This window comes from Aliiroseovarius sp. F20344 (genome assembly GCF_023016155.1).
Taxonomy (GTDB): domain Bacteria; phylum Pseudomonadota; class Alphaproteobacteria; order Rhodobacterales; family Rhodobacteraceae; genus Aliiroseovarius.
Window position 1 is genome coordinate 635,019 of the sequence record NZ_JALKBG010000003.1, and the last position, 20,575, is coordinate 655,593.

The following is a 20,575-nucleotide window of genomic DNA, read 5'->3' on the forward strand; positions in this document are numbered from 1 at the left end:
TAAGGTGACAGGGATTGCTCGCCCGCGTGAACGGGCGTCAAAGGCTTATAGGCAGGCAAGCACCGCGTTCTGGGCGCCGAAGAAGCGCCACGGCAAGAACGCGTGGTCATCCATGTCAAAAATCCGAGTCATGCTGGTCAGATAACCCTTCCCGGTCGTCAGGGCAAGGGGAGAGCCTCTGGACCTTTCGCGCCCGCCCGTGTCATGCTGCCAAAAAGGAGGTGGAATGGAGCAGGATCCCGCAGCCGAAGTCAAACCCGAAGCCCCGGCGGAAACTCCGGGGCAGAACCTGACCGAACAGTTGAAATCGCTGTGGGAAGACGGGGGTGACTTCATTCTTAGTCTTGGCCAGACATGGCGGCTTTATCAGGTCCTGATCATGTTGGGGCTTGTGGCAGCGGCGTTCATTGCCTCGCGTCTGTTGCGTCCAAAAGTCGAAGATTGGCTAAGGGCGCGTGAAGGTTGGTCCAAGCGGAAGCTTCGTTTCGCCATCCATCTTCGCAATCGCATCGCGATGATGATCTATATCGTGCTTTCATGGGGAACGGTTTCCGTGATGCGCGAGGTCACGTGGCCCTCGCGGAGTTATCTGATCGCCCTTGTGGCCACCATCGTCACGGCATGGCTGTTGGTTGGTCTGGCTGCTTTCGTGATCGAAAACCGTCCCATCCGCCGGATGGCGATGTGGGGCATGTGGATCTACGTCACGCTCTATTTTCTGGGCATAACGCAGGAAACCGCCAGTGTTCTGGACAACCTCGCGCTTGAGGTTGGGGACTTCCGAATTTCCCTGTGGACTGTCCTCCGCGTGGTCGTGATCCTTGGCATTCTGTTTGCGCTTGCCCGAATGTTCAGCCGAGGAACTGCGGCCCGCATTCAGGAGAATGAGGACATTTCCCCCTCGATGAAGGTGCTGGCCGTCAAGTTCCTGCAGATGGGGCTTTATGGTGCTGCGTTCTTCATAGCGCTGAAAGCGGTGGGCGTTGATTTGACCGGGCTCGCCTTCCTGTCGGGTGCCATCGGTTTGGGCCTTGGTTTTGGTCTGCAGAAAGTCGTATCGAACCTTGTTTCGGGTGTGATCATTCTGTTGGACAAGTCGATCAAGCCCGGCGACGTGATCAGCCTTGGCGACACGTTTGGCTGGATCGAACAGCTGGGCGCGCGCTATGTGTCGGTGGTGACGCGGGACGGGCGCGAATATCTGATCCCGAACGAGGATCTGATCACCGGGCAGGTGGTGAACTGGTCCCACACCAACGCCTTCGTGCGCTTGGATATCTTTTTTGGCACCGCCTATGACGACGACCCCCACCAAGTGCGCCGCATCGCGATCGAGGCAGCCCGAAGCGTGGATCGCGTGCTCAGTTTCCGCCCGCCCGTTTGTCATATCGTCGGATTTGGCGACAGCTCGGTGGATTATATCCTCAGGTTCTGGATTGATGATCCGTCTGGCGGGCTGACCAATATTCGGGGCAATGTCTATCTGGCGCTTTGGGATGCGTTCCAAGAGAACGGCATCTCGATCCCGTTCCCGCAGCGCGAGGTGCGGATGCTGGAAGATGCGGGTCCGAAAATCGACCCGTGACCTGTTTACACACCCTTCACGCGAGCTTGAAATAGTGTGGATTGAGCTTATGTGCTGCCGGTGTTACGATTCTTCTATGCCCAGCACCGGGGCGGAACGGTGTGCTATGTTTAGGAGGACAATGTCCTGTCTTTGCCAACAGAGGTCGCAACAGGCGCGACCGCAGGGGAAACCGCAATGACGGCTAACCCCCGAAAAACCGCCAGCGAGCAGATGCTGGCCCTTGTCCTGAAGTCCCTTGAAGATGACAAAGCCGAAGACGTTGTGGTGATCAGCCTCAACGGCAAGTCGCAAATTGCCGACAATATGGTGGTTTGCTCGGGCCGTTCGACACGTCAGGTGGCTGCAATCTCGGAAAAGCTTAAGGATAAGCTGAAACAAGAGATGGACGTCATTTCAAAGGTTGAAGGAAAAGGTCAGGGCGACTGGGTGCTGATCGACGGGGGCGATGTGATCGTTCACGTCTTCCGCCCAGAAGTGCGCGAGTTCTATCAGCTTGAGAAGATGTGGATGGAACCTGGCGCGGCCGACGCCGCAACCTGATAAGGGGCGGATGAATGCGCGTGCATCTCTGCGCAGTCGGACGGCTGCGCAAATCCCCTGAACTTGAGCTGATCGATGACTACGTCACTCGGTTCGACCGAACCGGGCGCGCTTTGGGTCTTGGCCCGCTTACCATACATGAAGTCGAAGACAAGAAGGGTGGCGGCATGCCCGCCGAAGCGCCCCTGTTAGAGCGTGCTATCCCCAAAGGCGCGTTGATCTGCACGATGGATGAGCGCGGTAAGGTCATGTCCTCGCCCGATTTTGCCAATCTACTTGGCCGCTGGCGCGACGAAGGGCGCGGGGATGTTGCCTTTGTCATCGGTGGCGCGGATGGGATCGACCCAAGCCTGCGTGCGAAGGCGGATGCCAGTGTTTCATTCGGAAAAATGGTCTGGCCCCATATGCTGGTGCGGGTCATGCTGACCGAACAGCTGTACCGTGCGGCTTCGATTTTGGCGGGAAGTCCGTATCATCGGGTGTAGGCGGAGCCTCAAACATTGCACACGCCCCTCTGACCCCATAGATATACGCGTGAGCAGCCAAAGGACCCCGCAATGACCACCCCAAAACCTGTTGTTTTGTGCATTCTTGACGGATGGGGTCTGCGCGAGGACACCGCCTTCAACGCCCCCGCTTTGGCGAAGACGCCGAATTTCGATCGACTGATAGCGACGTGCCCCAACAACACGCTTATCACCCATGGGCCGGATGTGGGTCTGCCCACCGGCCAAATGGGCAACTCCGAAGTTGGCCACACCAATATCGGTGCGGGCCGCGTGGTGGCAATGGATCTGGGCCAAATCGACCTGGCGATCGAGGATGGCAGCTTCTTCAAGAACCAAGCACTTCAGGACTTTGCGGCCAAAGTCAAAGCGGCTGGCGGCACGGCCCATATCGCAGGGCTTGTCAGCCCCGGCGGCGTTCACAGCCATCAGGATCACTTGGTTGCTGCGGCGAAGGCATTGACGGAGGCGGGCCTAGCGGTTGCCATTCATGCCATCACCGATGGGCGCGACGTGGCACCTCAGTCCGCCCGCAAACAGTTGGCTGCGTTTCAAGCAGACCTGCCAGAAGGCGCGCGCATCGTTACCTTGTCAGGGCGCTATTTCGCAATGGATCGCGACAATCGGTGGGAACGTGTTTCGCTGGCGTATAAAGCCATCACCCATGGGGCTGGAAACATCTTCAGCTCGGTCGATGCGGCGATTTCCTCGGCTTACAACAACGAAACAACGGATGAATTCATCCGCCCGGTGATCATTGACGAATACGTCGGCCTGCAAGATGGCGATGGCCTGTTCTTCATCAACTTCCGCGCCGACCGGGCTCGTGAGCTTCTGCGCGCCATTGGCGAGCCGGAATTTGATGAATTTGACGTGGGCACACGACCGAACCTCTCTGCGCTGTTGGGCATGGTCGAATACTCGGATAGCCACAACGCCTACATGACCACCTGCTTTCCCAAGCGGGATATTGCGAACACGCTGGCCGAATGGGTCGCCAAACACGGCAAGACCCAGTTCCACACGGCCGAGACCGAGAAATATCCCCATGTCACCTTCTTCCTGAACGGTGGCAAGGAGGACCCGGTCGAGGGTGAGACGCGCTATATGGCCGCCAGTCCCAAGGTTGCGACCTATGACCTGCAGCCCGAGATGTCGGCGCCAGATGTGACCGAGCATTTTGTGGGTGCGATCCGCGAAGGCTATGACCTGATCGTGACCAACTATGCAAATCCGGATATGGTTGGGCATACGGGTGATCTGGACGCAGCGATTGCTGCCTGTGAAGCCGTTGATGAAGGATTGGGTCGGGTGATTGCAGCGCTGGAAGATGTTGGAGGCGCGATGATCGTCACCGCAGACCACGGCAACTGCGAAACCATGTGGGATGATGCAACGAACGGTCCGCATACCGCACACACCACAAACCCCGTGCCTGTGGTGCTTTTCGGTGGACCGGACGGCATATCGCTGAACCACGGCCGCCTTGCTGATTTGGCCCCAACGTTGTTGGAGCTAATGGACCTTCCGAAACCCGCCGAAATGACTGGCGAAAGCCTGATCAGCCGGTGAGCTTGCGGCGTACCCTCCAGCCCCTTATTGCGGGCGTTGGTTTGGCGCTATGCGCTGTGCTTCCCGTTCAGGCGCAAACTGACCCAAGCCACACAGCCCGCGCGGCCATGGCGATGCTGGAAGAGGCGACCATTGCCTTGCAAGAGGCTGAGAAATCCGGGGATCGGATCGCGGCCTTGACCCAAACTGTTCAAGCCTATGAAGAAGGTCTTTCCTCGCTTCGGACCGGCCTGCGGCGGATCAACCTGCGTGAGGCGGCTTTGCAAGCTGCGTTTGACGCGGAAAGCGACCGGTTGGGCCAGTTGCTGGGCGTTTTGCAAACCATTGGAAAAGCGCCCGCGCTTCTTGTGCATCCATCAGGCCCCGTAGGCACCGCGCGTTCTGGCATGATTTTGTCCGAAGTGACCCCGGCACTGCAAGCGCAGGCCGAAGATCTACGCGCCCGTTTGGAAGAACAACGCACCCTTCGCGCGCTACAGGAAAGTGCGGTCGAAACGCTGCAGGCCGGTCTGGCGGGCGTTCAGGAAGCACGCTTTGAACTTAGCCTTGCCATTGCGCGCCGCACGGAATTGCCGCGCCGTTTCATCGCGGATGAGGCGCGGATGAAAACTCTGGTGGAAAGCGCAGATACTCTTGCAAGTTTTGCACAAGGCCTGATGTCAGACCCTGACGCGACAGCCAGTGCGACGTCTCTGCCCAGCTTTCAATCCGTTCGCGGGCGATTGGAGATGCCCGTTCTGGGTCGCGTGATCCGTGGGTTTGGCGAACGCGATGCGGCAGGCATTCAACGCCCCGGTTTGATCGTCGCGACACGCCCTCTGTCCATCGTGACAACGCCTTGGCCCGCTACGATTCGCTATCTTGGTCCGCTTCTGGACTATGGAAATGTTGCGATTCTTGAACCCGGAGACGGTTACCTACTGGTCTTTGCTGGGCTCGGTCAGTTGTATGGCGATGTGGGCGAAGTTCTGTCCGAAGGTGCCCCGGTGGGGCTTATGGGCGGGGCAGAACCTTCTGGTGAGGCCGAAGGTGATCAAGCGTTTTTGATCGCTGCGGAGGAAGGAACTGGCGCAGAACGCACGGAAACGCTTTATATAGAGCTTAGAAAAGATGGAACGCCCGTGGATCCCACGAACTGGTTCGCGGCAGGCAAGGATTGATGGTATGAAGAAATTCGTGATGGCGGCACTGGGCGGAACCTTGGCAGGCGCCATTCTAACCACTCAGATCGCAGGCCCCTTGGTGGCACAAGACGCAAGCGAGAACGCGAGCGTTTACGAGCAGCTTGATCTATTCGGCGATATCTTTGAGCGTATTCGCGCCCAGTATGTTGAAGAAGTTGATTCCGCCGATCTGATCGAAGCGGCAATTGACGGCATGCTGTCATCGCTTGATCCGCACTCCAGTTATCTGTCGCCCAAGGACGCAGCGGACATGCGCGTGCAAACCCGTGGGTCTTTCGGCGGGCTTGGTATCGAAGTGACGCAGGAAGAAGGTTTCGTGCGTGTTGTGTCCCCGATGGACGGCACTCCGGCTGATGATGCTGGGATGGAGACCGGCGACTACATCACTCATGTCGACGGTGAAAGCCTGCTGGGTCTGACACTGGACGAGGCGGTGAACAAACTGCGCGGCCCTGTCGGATCCGAGATCATAATCACTGTCGTGCGCGAAGGTGTGGACGAACCTTTTGATGTTTCGATTATTCGTGACACCATCAAGCTGACTGCCGCCACTGCGCGTTCTGTTGGGAATACCGTTGTTCTGCGCGTCACCACCTTTAACGACCAAACCTATTCCAACATGGCCGAAGGTCTGGCCCGCGAAGTCGAGACCCTTGGCGGGTTTGAGAATGTCGATGGTGTCGTTTTGGATCTGCGGAACAATCCGGGCGGCCTGCTGAACCAAGCCATCGCTGTGTCCGATGCGTTCCTTGAAACCGGCGAGATTGTTTCGACCCGTGGCCGCACACCGGAAGAAAGCGAACGCGTAAATGCAGAAGCCGGCGATCTGGCAGAGGACAAGCCGATGGTTGTACTGATCAACGGCGGTTCGGCTTCCGCATCCGAGATTGTGGCCGGCGCCCTTCAGGATCACCGCCGTGCGATCGTCGTGGGCACAAAAAGCTTCGGCAAAGGTTCGGTCCAAACTGTGATGCCGGTTGCGTCCGAAGGGGCCATGCGCCTGACGACCGCGCGGTATTACACACCGTCGGGTCGTTCGATCCAGGCGCTGGGCGTGTCGCCTGATATCGTCGTTGAACAGCCTCCGCGTCAGCCCGAAAGCGAAGATGGCGAAGAAGAGAACGGTCGCCAACGGACCGAGGCTGATCTGCGTGGCAGCCTGAACAATGACAGCCTGTCCGATGACGAACGCCGCCAGATTGAGGAAGAACGCGAAGCCGCAGAAGAAGCAGCAAAGCTGCGCGATGACGACTTCCAGCTGTCTTATGCGGTTGATCTGATCAAGGGTCTGTCGACCATCGCTTTGGCCGATTGATCTGTCGAGATTGTGTTGAAAGGGCCTCCTTCGGGTGGCCCTTTTTCATTTTCCTGCTCTGGTCATTTCTGCCCCGATCCGTAGGATCGCGCTGAATGTATGAGGTCCAAATGACACCCGAAGAAATCAACAACCTTCCTTACCGTCCCTGCGTGGGCATCATGATCCTGAACGCCGAAGGCAAAGCCTTTGTCGGTCAACGTCTTGATGCACCGAAACTGGGCACCCAAACTGCGTGGCAAATGCCGCAAGGTGGGGTGGATGACGGCGAAGAACCCCGCGAAGCGGCTTTGCGCGAGCTGTGGGAAGAAACGGGCATTACGGCGGACCTTGTGTCCATCGAGGCCGAACTGCCTGATTGGCTTCCCTACGATCTGCCGCATGACATTGTGCCCAAGATCTGGAAAGGGCGGTATCGTGGGCAGAAGCAGCGCTGGTTCCTTCTTCGCTTTCACGGGGATGATGCTCAGGTAAACATTGAAACCGATCACCCTGAGTTCAGCCGTTGGCAATGGATGGCCACAAATGAGGTGGTCGAAAATATCGTACCCTTTAAACGTGCGCTTTATGCCAAAGTGATGAAAGGATTTCAGGAGTATTTGTAATGCGTGCTTTGTTCGTCGCCCCGCTTGTCGCTGCGTTTTTGGCTGTTCCAAGCGCGGGGTTTGCTCTGTCTTGTATGCCCTATAACGCAATCGCGGCCTATAATGATGCGGCCAAGTCGGATGACAGCTATGTCGTGGCGCTGGGCAAATTAACCTTCGACGAAAGCAAGCTGCCGCAAGTAGACTGGGATCGTCAGGAAGACGTCAAGCCAGACAATCTCCTGACGGGCCGTATCGACGGCCAAAGCCTGACCAAAGCCGGTTTTGCCGCGCAGTTTGTGCGTGACATCGACATCAATGTGCAATGCTATGGCCCGTGGTGCGGCGGCCTTGTGAATGGTGTCGAGTACCTCATTTTCCTGAAGCGAGAGGGTGGCCGGTACTTGCTGGAAACCAATCCTTGCGGCGGGTTTGCATTTGGTGAACCCGATCGCGAAACACTTCGGAAAGTGACTGCCTGCATCCAAGGCAAGCGTTGTGATCCGGAGTTGCCTAGGCGGTAATCACGCGCTCGCTTTCTCTCTTCGCAAATGCGCGAAACTCTCTATAAGGGCGGCAACGCATAGCTGCCCGGAGACCCGCCATGTCCTTTGATCGTTCCATCAAGATCGCGCCGTCGATCCTTTCCGCCGATTTCGCCAATTTCGGGCAGGAAATTCAGGCCATCGAAGCGCAAGGCGCGGATTGGGTGCATGTGGACGTGATGGACGGGCATTTCGTGCCGAACCTGACCTTTGGTCCGCCCGCTGTGAAAGCCTTCCGCCCGCATGTGAAGACCTTCATGGACGTGCACCTAATGATCGCGCCTGTTGATCCATATATCGAAGCCTATGCCGAAGCTGGTGCCGATATGATCGTCGCACATTACGAGGCTGGCCCACACCCGCACCGCACGCTTCAGGCCATCAAGGCCACCGGCACCAAGGCTGGTATCAGTCTGAACCCGGGCACGCCTGCTTCGGTGATCGAACACCTGCTGCCGCTCTGCGATATGGTTCTGGTGATGAGCGTGAATCCCGGTTTTGGCGGGCAAAAATTTATCCCGTCTTCAGTGGATAAAGTACGACAGGTACGCGAGATGATCGGAGATCGCGACATTCACATCCAAGTGGACGGCGGCGTAGACCCCACCACCATCGGTCCGCTGGTCGAAGCTGGCGCTGATTGCTTCGTCGCAGGCTCGGCGGTGTTCAAAGGCGGCTCGGTCGACACGCCCGAAGTCTATGGCGACAACATCCGCGCCCTGCGCGCCGCTGCTGAAGCTGTGAATGGCTAAGCTTTTTCTTGTCGAAAGCATCCCTGCCGGAGGCATGAAATCCCCCGGCAAAAGGGTGTTCTCTTTCCACTAGAACAACACATGCGAATGTGACAATCTATCCGAGACTTATTTCCGGAGGACCCACATGTTTCGCATCACGACCGCCATCCTGACCTGCCTCGCCCTACCTGCGCTTGCAGATGAAGACATCGCAGATCAGTATCCCGACTCGGTGCTGTACGAGAAACCGGTTGAAGTGATCCCGGATGTCTGGTCCGCGATCGGTGCGACAGCTCCTCCGACCTATGAAAACGTAGGCCACAACAACAACTTGTCGTTCATCGTGACAGGTGACGGCGTAGTCGTTGTGAATGCAGGTGCGAACTACAAACTGGCCGAAGCGCTCCATGCCGAGATCAAAACGGTGACCGATCAGCCGGTTAAGCTTGTGATCAACGAAAACGGGCAGGGTCACGCGATGCTGGGTAATAACTATTGGATCGGACAGGGGGTCGAGGTTTTGGCCCATGCGGATGCTGCACATGAATTCGAAGAATACTCGGGCCAGATTTTCGAAGGTATGAAGCGCTATGCGCAGGAAAACTGGGAAGGGACCGAGCCGATGGGCCCGACCCGTACCTTCGAGGAAAAAGAGGTCATCACGATGGGTGGTAAAACCATCGAGGTGCTTTATTCAGGCCCAGCCCACAGCCCCGGTGACATTCAGGTCTGGCTGCCCGAGGAAAGCCTGATGATCGCGGGCGACATGGCCTTTCACAATCGCATCCCGCCGATTTTTGAGGACACCTGCACCAGTTGCTGGATTGAGACCTGGGAAACCGTGTTTGCCCCCATCGGTGCGACCTATATCATCCCCGGCCATGGCTACCCGACCAACATGGCGCAGGTGGAAGACCACACAATTGGATACCTCAAGCATCTGCGCGGCGAAGTTGGCAAGCTTTTGGAAGAGGGCGGCACGCTGGACGAAGCTTATTACGTCGACCAATCGCCATTCGCCCATCACGACACCTTCGAAGAGCTGGCCACCAAAAACGCTGGCCAAGTCTATGCTGAGATGGAGTTCGAATAAGACCGATTAGGTTTTTGAGCGCAGCTGATTCAATAGCGTTTCTGTCGCGAAACCATCCGGGATCAGCCCGGCATGATTTTGATAGTCTCGCAATGCAGACCTTGTATTGGGGCCGGTGAAACCATCGGCCCCTTGCGTGTCAAATCCTGCTTTGGTCAGAAGGGTTTGCAGCTCCGTCATCAGGCTGCGGGTCAGGGGCGTCAGATTTTCAGGGCAGCGCGAGATTGCTGTGCGCGACCCGGCAAGGCGATCCGACAAATGCCCAACGGCAATGCCGTAAGCCTCGGCCCGGTTATAGGTTAGGATCACGCGGAAATTGTGATTGACCACAAAGGCAGGGCCGGTCGCGCCAGACGGACAAAGTACGGATGCTTCGCCATAGTCCGGTAGTTTGGAGGCGTCCCGCGTGCGCAGACCCATGTTGTTCAGATCACTGATTGAGTGCCTGTGTTCAGGTCCGGTCAACGAAAAGTCAAACCCGTCGGGCAAGGTAACTTCGATGCCCCAAGGCTGGCTTTCGCGCCATCCGTGTTTGGCCAGATAATTGGCAATCGAGGCCAACCCATCGGTCGGGTCGCTAGACCAGATATCCCGCTTGCCATCCTGATCGTGGTCCACGGCAAAATCCAGAAAACTTGAAGGCATGAACTGCCCGTGTCCCATGGCCCCTGCCCAAGACCCAAGCATGTCTCTTGGTTTGATATCGCTGTTCTGAATGATGGTCAGTGCAGCGGTCAGTTCGCCTTCAAAGAAAGCGGCGCGATGTCCGGAATGCGCCAAGGTCGAAAGCGCGGACAACACCGAATGCTCGCCTCGAACCCGCCCGTAATCCGTTTCAACACCCCAGATCGCCAAAATCGCCTGAGCATCTACGTGATAGGTCTCGGCAATTTCGTTCAGTATCTGGCGCTGATTTCTGAAACTTGCGCGGCCTTTGCTGACCCGTTCAGGCGTGACGACACGATCAAGATAGTCGGTGATGGTCAGGACGAATTCGGATTGGTTGGATTGCTTTTCGTGAATCTTTGGATCCAGCACCATAAGCTTTCGGCTGCTTTTGATGACATTTGGGGAAATGCCATCTGCTGAAACGCGTCCGATATAGTCAGACAGCCATGTATCAAAGCTGCCCTGTGCCGCCCCAATTGCTTCCGTCACGTTGCCCTCGCATCCCCAACCGGCGTTATCGCCGGGATCGTTTCACCTTTCGTTTGACCTTGGCGTTCTTCTTGGCGCTGGTCATGGGTTTTCGTCGGCCAGATTTCCCCCCTTTTCGCCCTGAGGTTCTCGGCAGTTTTCGCCCCTCAACCTCTAATAACTCAAGCGCAAGCCCGCCGGTGGTTGGAATGGCTTCGGTAAGGCGGACAACAACGCGCTGTCCCAGACCTAAAGTGAAGTTCGAACGCTCTCCGGTCAGGGTCTGATCGTCGGCATTGAAGCGGAAGAATTCGTTGCCCAATGTGCTAAGCGGGACGAGCCCATCAGCACCGCTTTCGTCCAGCTTCACGAACATCCCAAACCGGGCAATACCGGATATGCGGCCCGTGAATTCGCCGCCGATCCGTTCCGAAAGATAGGCTGCCAAATAGCGGTCCGTCGTGTCACGCTCGGCCAGCATCGACCGGCGTTCCGTTTCCGAAATATGCTGTGCGGTGGCTTCCAGCGTCTCGACGTCTTGAGGTGACAAACCATCATCCCCCCACCCGTGACCCGACACCAAAGCCCGGTGCACAATCAGGTCGGAATAGCGACGGATGGGCGATGTGAAATGCGCGTAGGACTTAAGCGACAGTCCGAAATGGCCAAAATTCTGCGGGAAGTAATAGGCCTGCGTCATTGACCGCAGGGTCGAGATGTTGATCAGTTCATCAAACTCACTGCCTTCTGCCTGCGCCAGCAGATTGTTCAGGTGGCGCGTTTGCAAGACTTGCCCTTTGGCCAAGGTAAAGCCAGACGCCTGAGCAACCTCGCGCAATGCTTCCAGCTTTTCGGGGCTGGGTTCTTCATGCACGCGGAACAGGAGCGGGCGTTGAAGGTGCATCAGTTCTTCTGCGGCTGAGACATTCGCGAGGATCATGAATTCTTCGATCAGACGATGCGCATCGAAGCGGTCTGCAAACGCAATCGAGGCAACTTTGCCGTCCTCATCCAAAATGATTTTGCGTTCGGGAAGGTCCAGATCCAACGGCTGCCGCGCCTCACGTCCCAGCTTGGCAGAGCGATAGGCCGCGTAAAGCGGAGCGATCACATCATCCATCAAAGGCGCACATTTTTCGTTCGGCTGGCCATCCTGTGCGGCCTGAACCTCGGCATAGTTCAGAGATGCATGGGACTTCATCAGCCCCCTAATAAAACTATGGCTTTTCTTGTTGCCTTGGGCGTCCAACACCATACGCACCGCCAGACAGGCACGCGGAACACCTTCGTGCAAACTGCACAGATCGCCCGACAGACGGTCGGGCAGCATGGGCACCACGCGGTCGGGGAAATAGCTGGAGTTGCCGCGCTTGCGTGCCTCGTGATCCAGTGCCGATCCGGGTGTCACGTAATGTGCCACATCGGCAATGGCGACCCAGACCACGTGGCCGCCGGGGTTTCCGGGCGTGTCGTCGGCATGGGCATAAACTGCGTCATCGTGGTCGCGCGCATCTGCCGGGTCGATGGTGATTAAGGGCAGGTGGCGCAGGTCTTCGCGGTCCTTCAAACCTGCGGGTTTCTGAGCGTCCGCTTCTTCGATTACCTTGTCAGGGAAGGCATCAGGAATGCCATGCTGATGGATGGCGATCAGGCTGACGGCCTTGGGGGCGGTTGGATCGCCCAAACGAGCCACAATGCGCGCACGGGGCAGGCCCATGCGGGATTTCGGGCCGGATTGCTGTGCCTCGACCAGTTCCCCATCCTTGGCACCTTCATCCGCGCCGGGATCAACCCGCCATTCCTTGTCCGCACCTTTGTCGATGGGCACAATGCGACCACCTTCAGAACCTTTTCGGAATATCCCCAAGATGCGGATGGGATTAGACCCGATCCGACGGATCAGTCGACCTTCATAGGTGTGGGTATCCTCTTTCACCTCGGTCAGACGGGCCAAAATGCGCTCGCCCTGGGCCAAGGCCGGATCGCCGTCTTTCGTGATCAAAAGAACGCAGGGTGCCGGGCCTTCGCCTTCCCACTCGGTCGGAGTTGCAAACAGATCACCATCGGCGTCAGGCGCTTCAATACGCAAAACCGATACCGGGGGCAGCTTGTCCTTCTCGCGGTAGGTCTTCTTGCGTTTCTGAAGGTGACCTTCCGCCTCGAGCTCTTTCAGGATGCGTTTCAGATCAATTCGGGCAGCACCTCGGATGCCGAACGCACGCGCAATGTCGCGTTTGCCAGTCTGAGTCGGATGTTCCGCGATCCAGTCCAGAATGTCTTTCTTGGTGGGCAGTTTGCTCATGCGAAGTAATCCTGAATGATGCGACTGTAGATGGATTTAAGCTGCGGGATCAGGGCGACTTCGACCCGTTCATCCACCGCATGCATGGTTTTCCCGACAAGGCCGAATTCGACCACAGGACAATGATGTTGGACGAAGCGGGCATCCGAAGTTCCACCCGATGTCGACGCTTCGGGCTCACGACCCGTTTCAGACTGAACGGCATCCGCAATTAACTGCGACAGCTCACCCGGAGGAGTCACGAAGCTTTCGCCGGACACCTTCACGACCATCTCGATATCTACGCCAGTGTCCTTGCCGACCCGTTCGGCCTCGGCCTGCAACCACTTAGTCAGGCTGTCGGAGCTATGGGCGTCATTGAAGCGAACATTCACGGTCGCACGGCTTTCGGCGGGGATCACGTTGGTTGCTGGGTTGCCGGTGTCGATGGTGGTCACGGCCAATGTCGAGGCATCGAAGTGATCGGTGCCGTTGTCCAGCTCATGCGCAGCAAGGTCGGCCATCAGACGCGCCAAGGCTGGCACGGGGTTCAGCGCACGATGTGGATAGGCCGCGTGGCCCTGCACTCCACGCGCGGTGAAATAAGCTGTCATCGAACCGCGACGCCCGATCTTCATCATCTCACCCATGTCATTGGGGCAGGTGGGTTCACCGACGATGCAATCGTTCATCTGTTCGCCTTGTGCGGCCATCCAGTCCAGAATAGCCACAGTGCCATCTGTGGCCGGGCCTTCTTCGTCGCCAGTGATGGTGATGACAAGCGATGCATCCTCGGGCGCATTGCGGGTGAAATCTACGGCAGCAGCCACCCATGCGGCCACGCCGGATTTCATGTCCGTCGCTCCACGGCCGTATAGATATCCATCGCGAATTTCCGCACCGAAGGGATCAACGCTCCACGCATCCGCATCCCCGACCGGCACCACATCGGTGTGCCCGTTGAAGCCCAATGTGCGCGCGTTCTTCGATCCCCACCGGGCAAACAGGTTCGACACCTCACCCCGGTCAATGCGGGTGCAGGTAAATCCAGCCCCGGTCAGGATGCCCTCAAGTAACGTCAGTGCACCCCCTTCGTCCGGCGTAACCGAAGCGCAGCGCACAAGTCTTTGGGTCAAATCTACCGGGTCCAGCGGAGCAGGTTGGGTGTTCGTCATCGAAATCTCCATTCCCACCTTTCTTAGCAGGTGCAGCGACCGGTGAAAACGGGCCTTGCCTGCGAAACACCGCGTATCAAGCTTTCGCATCATAGCGCGCTGGACCCGCCGCGCCTGCGCCGCTAACCTGCAGGCGAATTCAAACCATTGATCGGAGCGCCCTATGCGTAAACTCCTGTTCCTTTTATGCCTTTTGCCACTAACGGCTTGTGTTGATGCTGACATGAAGCTGAGCATCGAGGACGACACGGCCACTGTGTCATCGGTTATCGTGATGGGCCCCGATGGGTATCAGATGATAGCGGCAAGTGGCCAAGACCTGTGTAAAGACGGTGTAGGCACGCCGCTTGATGATGGCGGATACAGATGCGAGATCGAACAGACTGGAACGATCGACGAAGTGATTGCCGAACTTGATTCCGCCAAAGACAACTCTGACGGCATGGCGCCGGACGAATCCGCACGGATCGAACGTCTGGATAATGGTGATGTTCGCGTGTCTTTCGATCTGGCCGAGATGAAAGCTCAGATTTCGGAAGGTGGGATTGACCCGGCAATGATCGCGATGATGCAGCAGGCCTTTGTAGGTCGCCGGATCAAGATGGAGATCGAGGGCAACATCATCGAGACGAATGGCGAGAAGGCCATGAACGGGCGGAAAGCAGCCATTACGATCCCGCTGGATAAGCTGTTGATGCAGGATCCATCGGTTCCAGACAGCTTTGTCACGATTGTAAGGCCCTAACGCTTTACCCGATAAGTGATCCAACAGCGCCCGGCAATTCGTCGGGCGTTTGCACATGGGCATCGGCATCAGACAGATCATCCTGCCCTCCATAGCCCCAGCCCACCGCGATGAACGCCATGTTGTTGGCGCGCGCGGCGTTCATGTCATAGTGCCTATCCCCGATCATCACGCAGTTCGCAGGGTCGTTTCCGGTAATGGTCAACGCATGGGCTAAAAGCTCGGCCTTGTCGTTTCGGGTGCCATCCAGTTCCGGCCCGAATTCATGCGTCATGTGTTTCGACAGTCCGAAATGTTCGGTGATCTTTCGCGCATAAGCATGTGGTTTGGCCGTCGCGATGTGCATCGCGCGTGATTGCACAAGTTGATCTAGAACCTCGGGGATGCGGTCATAGACCATGCAGTTATACATTCCACCGCCCGTGGTGTAATGCCGACGATAGGCCGCCAGCGCGGCGTCAGGGTCTGGGGCACCAAGTTTCTCGAAGCTCCAAAGCAAGGCAGGACCAATCACCCATTCAAGATCGTCCGCCTTTGGTGCGGCGATGCCCAAGTCTTGCAGCGCCTTGATGACACTGCCTGTAATTCCGGGCTTAGGGTCAGTTAGGGTTCCATCCAGATCCCAAAAGATGGTGCCCATCTTCAATCCTCGTCGAAGAACGGTGTCATCTGCGCGACGATCACGCTGTTTTCGGCCAATGCGCGGCCCATCAACTTGCGCTCTTCCGGGGGGATGTCATGACCTTCGGCCAAACGATCATCCAGCGATCCGTATCCGCTGACATCCAGCGGCGCCAAATCCGCCTGCTTCAGAATCGCAACGGTCTCGCGCACAGCTTCCGCTTCATCAATGCCTGAGGCATAGCAAACCAACGCAGCGCCGGTTGCGCCATCGGGCAATCCATCATCGTCTTTACGGCCCACCTCAACCAGGAGTGTATATACCTTGTGAGGTTTCTTTGTTTTGGTGGTCTTGGTCATGAAAAATGCGTGGCAGAACGCCACGGAAAGCGCAAGTGACAAACGCAAACAGTTGGCAGTTCGCATCGGTCAGGGTATTGGGGGAATGTAGTTTGGGGAATAAGCGCGATGATTGCACAAAGGCTGCGCCACTTGGCCGCTGTGTGTCTGGCAACGATTTGTATGACCACGGTGTCATATGCACAGGCATCTGATCTGGATTTTGTAACGGTTGAACGACCGCCTTTTGCCATGTCTGGCGAGGAAGGCCCGACAGGGTTTGCGATCGACCTAATGACAGCCATCGCCTCCGAGATGGGACAGACTGTCAGTTTCGAAATCACAGAGAGCTTCCCAGAAATGCTGGGCCAAGTTGAAAGCATTGAGGCGGACGGGGCGATCGCCAACATCTCGATCACCCGAGATCGCGAAGCGCGTATGGATTTCTCGCAGCCGATCTATCACGGCGGATTGCGGATTATGGTGCCACGCAATCAAGACGGCATCAGCATCTGGTCGACGCTGCTTAGCCTCGATCTCGCCTTGGCCATTCTAGCCGCATTTGCGCTGCTTCTGGGCGGTGGCATGTTGATGTGGTTCTTCGAGCGCGACAAACAGCCCTATTTCGAAGGAAGCGCGCGCCAAGCCATGTTCCCGTCCTTTTGGTGGGCGCTTAATCTGGTTGTGAATGGTGGCTTTGAAGAACGCATGCCGCGTTCGACATTCGGACGCCTGTTCGGCACTTTCTTGGTGATCTCAAGCTTGTTTGTCGTGTCGGTCTTCGTGGCCCACATCACCGCATCTATCACGGTCAGCGCGATTTCTGGGTCGATCCATTCGGTGTCTGATCTGGACGGGAAACGCGTTGGCACCACCGAAGGATCAACCGCCGCCATGTTCTTGGAAGAGCGCAGCATGGTCTACGCGGGCTACGATTCGCTCGACGCGCTATTGGGCGACTTCGAGCAAGGAGAGTTGGACGCCGTGATTTTTGACGGTCCCATTTTGGCGTATTACGCGCAGAATGAAGGTGCGCGATATGGCGAGGTTTTGGGCAGTGTTTTCCGCCCGGAAAGCTACGGTATCGCTTTGCCGACGGGCAGCCCCTTGCGTGAAGAGATCAACGTCGCGCTACTACGCCTGATCGAGACTGGCGCTTATTCTGATCTATCTGAAAAATGGTTCGGCGGCCCGCGCTAAGGCCAGAGTAATGAGCCTCTTGTAGCGTTGAGAGCTCCTGAAATCTGAATTGCATATTTGTTATGAAATAACGTAACGAACAATTGCAAAGTATTTCCCCAGATGAACAATCTGCGATCATCCTTAAAACCACGCAAGCGGGTGGCAAATCCAATGCGTGAGTATGATGCCCTGCCTGTGTCGCTGCGCCGCTGGCTTCAAGAGGCTGCTCTGCCATGGTCTACGCCTTCCGCAAAACGCGCGTGGCGTAATGCGATGAAGTGCTCAGGTGGATGTGAAAAACGCGCCATGCATCACATGGCGCGCCTTGAGACGAAGTCTCTTCAAAAAGACGCCCCAAATGTTTGGGGCGATCACTATCCCGAGATCAGTCGCGCAGCAGCTCGTTGATACCCGTCTTCGAACGGGTCTTGGCGTCCACGCGTTTCACGATCACGGCGCAATAGAGGTTGATGTTGTTTTTCGAGGGCATCGAACCGGCAACAACCACCGAATAAGGCGGCACTTCGCCGTACATCACTTCGCCGGTTTCGCGGTCAACGATCTTGGTCGACTGGCCGATGAAAACGCCCATGCCCAGAACCGAGCCTTCGCGAACGATGCAGCCTTCTACGACTTCTGAACGCGCACCGATGAAACAGTTATCCTCGATGATGGTCGGGCCGGCCTGCATGGGTTCCAGCACGCCGCCGATGCCAACACCACCTGACAGGTGTACGTTTTTACCAATCTGGGCACAGGAACCAACGGTGGCCCAAGTGTCGACCATGGTGCCTTCATCAACGTGAGCACCAAGGTTCACGAAAGACGGCATCAGGACCACTCCTGGCGCAATATAGGCCGACTTGCGGACCACGGCGTTTGGCACGGCGCGGAAGCCCGCGGCTTTCCACTGATTGTCGCCCCAGCCTTTGAACTTGCTGTCGACCTTGTCCCACCAGCCGCCGCCTTGCGGGCCGCCTGTTTGCTCTTCCATATCCTTGATGCGGAAACCCAGCAGTACAGCCTTCTTGGCCCACTGGTTTACGTGCCAGTCACCATTGTCCTGACGCTCGGCCACGCGCAATTTGCCGCTATCCAGAGCGTTCAGCGTATCCTCGATGGCTTCACGGGTTTCGCCCGTTGTTGCGGGGGTAATTGTGTCGCGCGCCTCCCAGGCGGCTTCAATGGCAGATTCGAGTTGGGCGTTCGACATGTCTGTATCTCCGTAGGCGCGTGAATGTTGCACAAGGCCTATAAGGCCCATACCCCTTTTTCGCAATGAAGATTGGGGGCGGTGCGCCAATCTGCGGCGTCAAGCACACCCCAAGCGACCTTTTCATCGCGCAACAGTGAGCATGTTGGACTGGTCCTTTAGCGCTAAAGCCGCTACCCCTTGGGGAAGAAACGCAAATGTGACAGGACCAGTTTAATGAAAGACGACCGCAACCATCCGCTTCGCGATAGCCATCAAGACCGCGAGGCAGCACACCAAATTCCGGACACCCCCCAAACACGGGCGCCCGCCTATAAGCTGGCTTTTGATGATCCCGAATTTCTGTGCCGTGATGAGCTGCGCCCAGTTCGTTTACAGCTGGAACTTTTGAAGCCGGAACTGATGATGCAGGAATACGGTGTTGAAACGACCGTTGTCCTATTCGGTGGTGCGCGCATTCCCGAACCTGCTAAGAAAGACGCTGCTCGAACGAAGACTCTGGCTGATTTGTCCAAGTTTTACGACGAAGCACGCGAGTTCGCCCGCCTTTTGACACTGCGCTCGAAGGTGAACAATCACCGCGAGAACGTGGTGGTCACCGGCGGCGGCCCCGGTGTGATGGAAGCTGGAAACCGCGGCGCCGAAGACGCGGGTGGCGTGTCCATAGGCCTGAACATCGTGCTGCCACACGAACAGGCGCCCAACGAATATGTAACACCGGACCTGTGCTTCAACTTTCACTATTTCGCCATCCGTAAGATGCACTTCCTGATGCGGGCGGAAGCCATCGCTATCTTCCCCGGTGGTTTTGGCACCTTGGACGAACTTTTCGAAAGCCTGACGCTGATCCAGACCGGACGCATGAAGAAGGTTCCGATCCTGCTGTTCGGTAAAGAGTTCTGGACCACGATTGTGAACTGGGAAGCGCTGTCTGATGCCGGAACCATCAGCGCCGAGGATCTGGACCTGTTCCGGTTCGTGGAAACCGCTCAAGAAGCTGTGGATGCGATGGACAACTGGCCAAACCGTGATGCACGGGATGCTTTGCCGGGGCGGTGATCAACTGGGCCTAATCTAAGAATCTGCAAACGCACGGATGTGGGCAGGGCTAGACGCATGCCAGCGCCTTGTTGTTCTTTTTGTGCCTCTTGAGCATACGGTTTACCCTCTTGTTTGATGGCACAAGAGCCGCCGGGCCCTGATTTGAAATCCTCTCAAGTATTTCGGGGAATAGGGTATTGATCTCATCAATTGCTTCTGGGGACAGTGATTTCATCGCTTCCGGCCCGGTAAACAGGCTTTCCGCGGGGGCGCCGTTTGCCAGCAGGATTTCATGCCTGTCGAGAAGGATGTGGAAGTACTCGATTGGCCGGGGGCGGTCGTCAATATCGATGCCCGAGCACTCGATAAGTTTGACGGCGGGGATCAAAACCTCATTCGTGCCAAACATGCGTTCAGCGACTTTGGATTTAATCAGGATCCTGTGTTGGCGGCTAACCAGCAGATCCCGCACCGGAAGCTGATTTCCCAACGCGCCAGCGCGGATGCGCACGGGGCAGAGCTTTGGGGCATGAAGCAATTCAAAAGCGGATACTTCGCGGCGACCGATCCAGCGTACCCTGTGGGCTTCGCCATTGGCAGTCAGAACTTTGTCGCCTTCGTGGAGGGTTTCGATCAATTGGTGACCCTCGGGCGTTGCGATCCGTGTTCCCTTTACAAAGCAGACAACGGCAGAGACATCTGCCTCGAAATGGTTCGACATATTGTGGCGGATGTCGGTGACATCTTCGCCAACAGTGAATGTCGTGGTACCATTGGTGGCATAAAGGAAACCTGAGGTGCCGCCGCCCTGATACAGAAAGCCGGCATCGCCAATGTCATTGCCGTTTCCAGATACGGCAGCGTCCCATTCATCGTCTGAAATCGTGCCATCATTGTCGGCATCGTCGACAATGATGACCACATCCGTCGTATTGACAGAGTCGACATACCAGTCGCCACTCGACTTGGACACCGCTGCAACGGTTCCAGGCGGGAAGGTCAGCGTCAAAAGCGCCATGGGTCCTGCTCTCGCTTTCACTCTCGCTGGGGTTGAGCCTGCCTCTCCCCATTCTTTAAGAAAGCCTTAGTATCTAGCCAGTTCGCGCGCGTTCTGTCAATTTTCGCTACATTTTCACTAAATGTGATGTGAAGTTGTGACAGGGATGGCGACGAGCAATCC

At 56.9% G+C, this 20,575-nt stretch carries 21 protein-coding genes; 14 read left to right on the plus strand and 7 right to left on the minus strand.

The features are described from left to right. Window positions 1-226: 226 nt before the first annotated feature. From MWU55_RS03625 to MWU55_RS03670, 10 genes are all read left to right on the plus strand, one after another. Entirely contained in the window at window positions 227-1,585 is a 1,359-nt protein-coding gene (locus MWU55_RS03625) for a mechanosensitive ion channel domain-containing protein (RefSeq protein WP_246934339.1), read from the plus strand. Between the two features lie 177 nt (window positions 1,586-1,762). Next, window positions 1,763-2,128 carry a ribosome silencing factor gene (rsfS, locus tag MWU55_RS03630; protein ID WP_246934340.1) on the plus strand — a complete coding sequence of 122 codons (366 nt, stop codon included), beginning with the start codon at window positions 1,763-1,765 and terminating at the stop codon, window positions 2,126-2,128. 14 nt (window positions 2,129-2,142) lie between these two features. Further along, on the plus strand, window positions 2,143-2,613 hold the full coding sequence (gene rlmH / locus MWU55_RS03635) for a 23S rRNA (pseudouridine(1915)-N(3))-methyltransferase RlmH (RefSeq protein WP_246934341.1): 471 nt from the start codon (window positions 2,143-2,145) through the stop codon (window positions 2,611-2,613). A 72-nt stretch (window positions 2,614-2,685) separates the two neighbouring features. Then, window positions 2,686-4,206, plus strand: a complete 1,521-nt coding sequence (gene gpmI / locus MWU55_RS03640) for a 2,3-bisphosphoglycerate-independent phosphoglycerate mutase (protein ID WP_246934342.1) — start codon at window positions 2,686-2,688, stop codon at window positions 4,204-4,206. Between the two features lie 2 nt (window positions 4,207-4,208). Then, entirely contained in the window at window positions 4,209-5,366 is a 1,158-nt protein-coding gene (locus MWU55_RS03645; protein WP_246934343.1) for a peptidase M23, read from the plus strand. Between the two features lie 4 nt (window positions 5,367-5,370). After that, window positions 5,371-6,705 carry a S41 family peptidase gene (locus tag MWU55_RS03650; RefSeq protein WP_246934345.1) on the plus strand — a complete coding sequence of 445 codons (1,335 nt, stop codon included), beginning with the start codon at window positions 5,371-5,373 and terminating at the stop codon, window positions 6,703-6,705. Window positions 6,706-6,815: 110 nt separating this feature from the next. Further along, window positions 6,816-7,310 (plus strand): RNA pyrophosphohydrolase, encoded by a 495-nt coding sequence (locus MWU55_RS03655; protein WP_246934487.1) that lies wholly within the window; start codon window positions 6,816-6,818, stop codon window positions 7,308-7,310. Beyond that, the gene (locus tag MWU55_RS03660; RefSeq protein ID WP_246934346.1) at window positions 7,310-7,813 is read left to right on the plus strand and encodes a hypothetical protein; all 504 of its coding nucleotides are present in this window, start codon (window positions 7,310-7,312) and stop codon (window positions 7,811-7,813) included. The genes MWU55_RS03655 and MWU55_RS03660 overlap by 1 nt, the downstream gene beginning before the upstream one ends. 80 nt (window positions 7,814-7,893) lie before the next feature. After that, window positions 7,894-8,586, plus strand: a complete 693-nt coding sequence (gene rpe, locus MWU55_RS03665; RefSeq protein WP_246934347.1) for a ribulose-phosphate 3-epimerase — start codon at window positions 7,894-7,896, stop codon at window positions 8,584-8,586. 127 nt (window positions 8,587-8,713) lie between these two features. Next, a complete protein-coding gene (locus MWU55_RS03670) occupies window positions 8,714-9,661 on the plus strand; it encodes an MBL fold metallo-hydrolase (protein WP_246934348.1) in 948 nt (315 codons plus the stop codon). A 6-nt stretch (window positions 9,662-9,667) separates the two neighbouring features. On the opposite strand, the gene MWU55_RS03675 is transcribed toward MWU55_RS03670, so the two are convergent. Genes MWU55_RS03675 through dapE form a run of 3 tightly spaced genes read right to left on the minus strand, consistent with a single transcriptional unit; the run spans window position 9,668 to window position 14,254 of the window. Beyond that, a complete protein-coding gene (locus MWU55_RS03675) occupies window positions 9,668-10,819 on the minus strand; it encodes a lytic murein transglycosylase (RefSeq protein WP_246934349.1) in 1,152 nt (383 codons plus the stop codon). A 25-nt stretch (window positions 10,820-10,844) separates the two neighbouring features. After that, window positions 10,845-13,100, minus strand: a complete 2,256-nt coding sequence (gene rnr, locus MWU55_RS03680; protein WP_246934350.1) for a ribonuclease R — start codon at window positions 13,098-13,100, stop codon at window positions 10,845-10,847. Continuing rightward, the gene (gene dapE / locus MWU55_RS03685) at window positions 13,097-14,254 is read right to left on the minus strand and encodes a succinyl-diaminopimelate desuccinylase (RefSeq protein WP_246934351.1); all 1,158 of its coding nucleotides are present in this window, start codon (window positions 14,252-14,254) and stop codon (window positions 13,097-13,099) included. Before dapE ends, rnr begins: the two co-directional genes overlap by 4 nt. 163 nt (window positions 14,255-14,417) lie before the next feature. On the opposite strand from dapE, the gene MWU55_RS03690 reads away from it, so the two are divergent. Further along, window positions 14,418-14,999 carry a hypothetical protein gene (locus MWU55_RS03690; RefSeq protein ID WP_246934352.1) on the plus strand — a complete coding sequence of 194 codons (582 nt, stop codon included), beginning with the start codon at window positions 14,418-14,420 and terminating at the stop codon, window positions 14,997-14,999. Window positions 15,000-15,003: 4 nt separating this feature from the next. Here the strand turns inward: MWU55_RS03690 and MWU55_RS03695 are convergent, their stop codons facing one another. Then, window positions 15,004-15,639 (minus strand): HAD hydrolase-like protein, encoded by a 636-nt coding sequence (locus MWU55_RS03695; RefSeq protein ID WP_246934353.1) that lies wholly within the window; start codon window positions 15,637-15,639, stop codon window positions 15,004-15,006. Window positions 15,640-15,641: 2 nt separating this feature from the next. Further along, entirely contained in the window at window positions 15,642-15,980 is a 339-nt protein-coding gene (locus tag MWU55_RS03700; RefSeq protein WP_246934354.1) for a hypothetical protein, read from the minus strand. Between the two features lie 108 nt (window positions 15,981-16,088). On the opposite strand from MWU55_RS03700, the gene MWU55_RS03705 reads away from it, so the two are divergent. Together MWU55_RS03705 and MWU55_RS03710 are read left to right on the plus strand one after the other, a co-directional pair. After that, window positions 16,089-17,159, plus strand: a complete 1,071-nt coding sequence (locus tag MWU55_RS03705; protein WP_246934355.1) for a transporter substrate-binding domain-containing protein — start codon at window positions 16,089-16,091, stop codon at window positions 17,157-17,159. Window positions 17,160-17,261: 102 nt separating this feature from the next. Beyond that, entirely contained in the window at window positions 17,262-17,549 is a 288-nt protein-coding gene (locus MWU55_RS03710) for a DUF6525 family protein (RefSeq protein ID WP_246934356.1), read from the plus strand. Here MWU55_RS03710 and dapD read toward each other — a convergent pair. Further along, on the minus strand, window positions 17,527-18,354 hold the full coding sequence (gene dapD / locus MWU55_RS03715) for a 2,3,4,5-tetrahydropyridine-2,6-dicarboxylate N-succinyltransferase (protein WP_246934357.1): 828 nt from the start codon (window positions 18,352-18,354) through the stop codon (window positions 17,527-17,529). The two genes, MWU55_RS03710 and dapD, sit on opposite strands and share 23 nt — an antisense overlap. Before the next feature lie 216 nt (window positions 18,355-18,570). Here dapD and MWU55_RS03720 point away from each other — a divergent pair, with 216 nt between their 5' ends. Next, window positions 18,571-19,413 carry a TIGR00730 family Rossman fold protein gene (locus tag MWU55_RS03720; protein ID WP_246934358.1) on the plus strand — a complete coding sequence of 281 codons (843 nt, stop codon included), beginning with the start codon at window positions 18,571-18,573 and terminating at the stop codon, window positions 19,411-19,413. Window positions 19,414-19,462: 49 nt separating this feature from the next. Here the strand turns inward: MWU55_RS03720 and MWU55_RS03725 are convergent, their stop codons facing one another. Further along, window positions 19,463-20,413, minus strand: a complete 951-nt coding sequence (locus tag MWU55_RS03725; RefSeq protein ID WP_246934359.1) for a Hint domain-containing protein — start codon at window positions 20,411-20,413, stop codon at window positions 19,463-19,465. Window positions 20,414-20,575: the final 162 nt, after the last annotated feature.